This window comes from Flavobacterium laiguense (genome assembly GCF_003097655.1).
In the GTDB taxonomy this organism is placed as follows: domain Bacteria; phylum Bacteroidota; class Bacteroidia; order Flavobacteriales; family Flavobacteriaceae; genus Flavobacterium; species Flavobacterium laiguense.
The window spans coordinates 1-2,287 of sequence record NZ_QCZH01000051.1 but is presented as its reverse complement, the minus strand read 5'-3'; the positions used below and the strand labels follow the sequence as shown (position 1 = coordinate 2,287).

The window sequence follows — 2,287 nt, the reverse complement described above, 5'->3', positions numbered from 1 at the left end:
AAATTTAATTTCAATTTCTTCTGGTTTTCTTAGCAGTCTTTCAAGGAACGTTGCGCGTTTAGCGGGGTGCAAAAGTAACATCCATTTTCGAATCTCACAAGCTTTTTGTAATCTTTTTTGAAAATAAATTTTCAGCTTTAATTCGTCTGGCTTGTCAGGTTTTCTATGAACGTATGCGTTGTTGCGGGTGCAAAAGTAGCTAGTTTATCCGCGTAAACAATAGATTTTTAAATGTATTTTTAGCCTTTCTGTAAAGTATTTTTTAAGCCACTGGTTTGTCGATGGTTAGGATTGGCGCTTTTTGAAAGTTTTCGTTTTTTTTGTAGCCGTTTTGTGCGGTTCGATCCGTTTTGCTTGGGTTTTGGGGTTGGATTGGGCTTACCAGCGCATGGTTGGGACGCGGATTACACGGATTCGCTAAAGCGAAAACACGGATTCTCGCGGATTTTCGCCTAAAATGGCTTCTCCTAATATATAAGGTGTGTGTTTTATTTCCTCAATAAGACACGGATCAAACAGATTCACTGAAGCAAAAACACGGATGGATACTGATTTCCTCCTGAAATTGATTCCCCTATGTAGAAAGGTTCGGCTTTTTGATGCACTCCTATATATAGTACACCTTTTTATAATCAACTTTCTTATAAAAACCCAAGCCCTAGGCACTATCTTCAATACCTAATTTATTTTGGTTAATTTCATATATTCGTGACACCGAGAGGAAGCTTCTTGCGATTATTCACTGGATAATTACCTTGTGTAGCCTCAATTTTTATGTTGGGGCTATTTTTTGCAATTATGTCTTCTTCGACGCCAATTGCCCGAGAGTTTCGCTTTCACCCCTCTTCTTGGATATTTAGCTGATAATTAATGTCATAAGCTTCATTTTTATTCCATAAATGGTAAATCATTGTCAAGAGCTTCTTTTGCACAGCCACATAACTTTTCATTTTCACTCCGTGCTTTTCTTAGGTTCTATCATATAAATCTTCGAATGGTTTGACTTCACACTGAATAACTACCAATGAAGGCATATGCAAAGCGCGTCTTATTCTTGGATTTCCTCTTTTTGTTATTTTGGTTTTACCAACCCGCTTTCCTGATTATACTTCAACTACATCGTAACCCGCATAAGGTACCAACTGTTTGTAATTCGTAAATAATGTAAAACCGTTGGCTTCAGCCAAAATAGTACTCAATGTCAAAACCCCTAATCCTTCCATTTTTAAGGATATTTTCAGCCTTATCATAAACTTCTTTATTTGATTTTAAATGAATCTTTATTTCTTTGTCTAACTCTTTGAGTTGTGTTTCAAATAAAATTATGGTTTGCTCTAATTGATTTGTAACTGAATCTAAATGGTGCATTGCAAAGCTCAACACATCTAATTGGTTTTTAAAAACCGTTTTTAATTCGGTAACATTTTGATGTTGCCTTGTCAATAAACGCAATTCATAGAAAAAGGATCCCATTGGTTACCATACTTCTAAACACTGTTCTGCTCCCATTTGTGATAACCCTTTAGCATCAATACTATCATTTTTGGATTTCAAACCAATAGCTTCCAAATATTTCTTTGCTTTATTGGGCAAAATCACAGAAACATCAAAGTTTTTTCCAAACAAATAATAAGAACAGTTCTCATGATAAATCCCTGTAGCTTCCATGCAAATTACCACAGGAATAGTTTCTTTTTTATGCTTTAAAATCCACTCTTCCAAAGAAGAAAATCCTTTTAATGTGCTAGAAATAACAGTACTTGACTTTACAGTTACCTTTTGTTTTTCATCAATAACACTAATACAAGCATTATTTTTTTGCTTGAAACGTCTAATCCAACAGAACACTTTAAATTCATAACTCTCTGATTTAGTATTAAAAAACAAAATATTACACAAATTTTTGCTCATTTTTTATACAAGACCCAAATTAAATTCTGGTCTTTAAGTACTATTGTGACTCGGAATGTAATAAAAATGAAATGGATTAACCTAATGTTCACAATATCATCAAAAGATGTATTTCGCCCCGATAGAATTTGGCCATTCCGTTTTGCCTATCAATTGTTGTATTTCAAAGATACATTTCGTATTTTTATCTATGCCAAAGATACGAGCCCCGATAGCAGTGAAAATCTTTTTGATCCCTTTTAGGATTGACCCCTGAATTCTTCTTCAAAATGAAGTTTATCACTTTATAAATCAATCCAAAACAGTATAAAAACAAAAAACCCCGTTTCGTAAGAAACGGGGTTTTAAAAAGAAAGGCGACGACATACTCTCCCAC

1 protein-coding gene and 1 pseudogene are annotated in these 2,287 nt (G+C 34.2%); both read right to left on the bottom strand.

Annotated features, from left to right (window positions below):
* Nucleotides 1–968: 968 nt before the first annotated feature.
* Nucleotides 969–1,223, bottom strand: a pseudogene (locus DB891_RS17840) (IS110 family transposase).
* 253 nt (nucleotides 1,224–1,476) lie between these two features.
* A complete protein-coding gene (locus DB891_RS17365) occupies nucleotides 1,477–1,911 on the bottom strand; it encodes an IS110 family transposase (protein WP_116764832.1) in 435 nt (144 codons plus the stop codon).
* Nucleotides 1,912–2,287 lie beyond the last annotated feature (376 nt).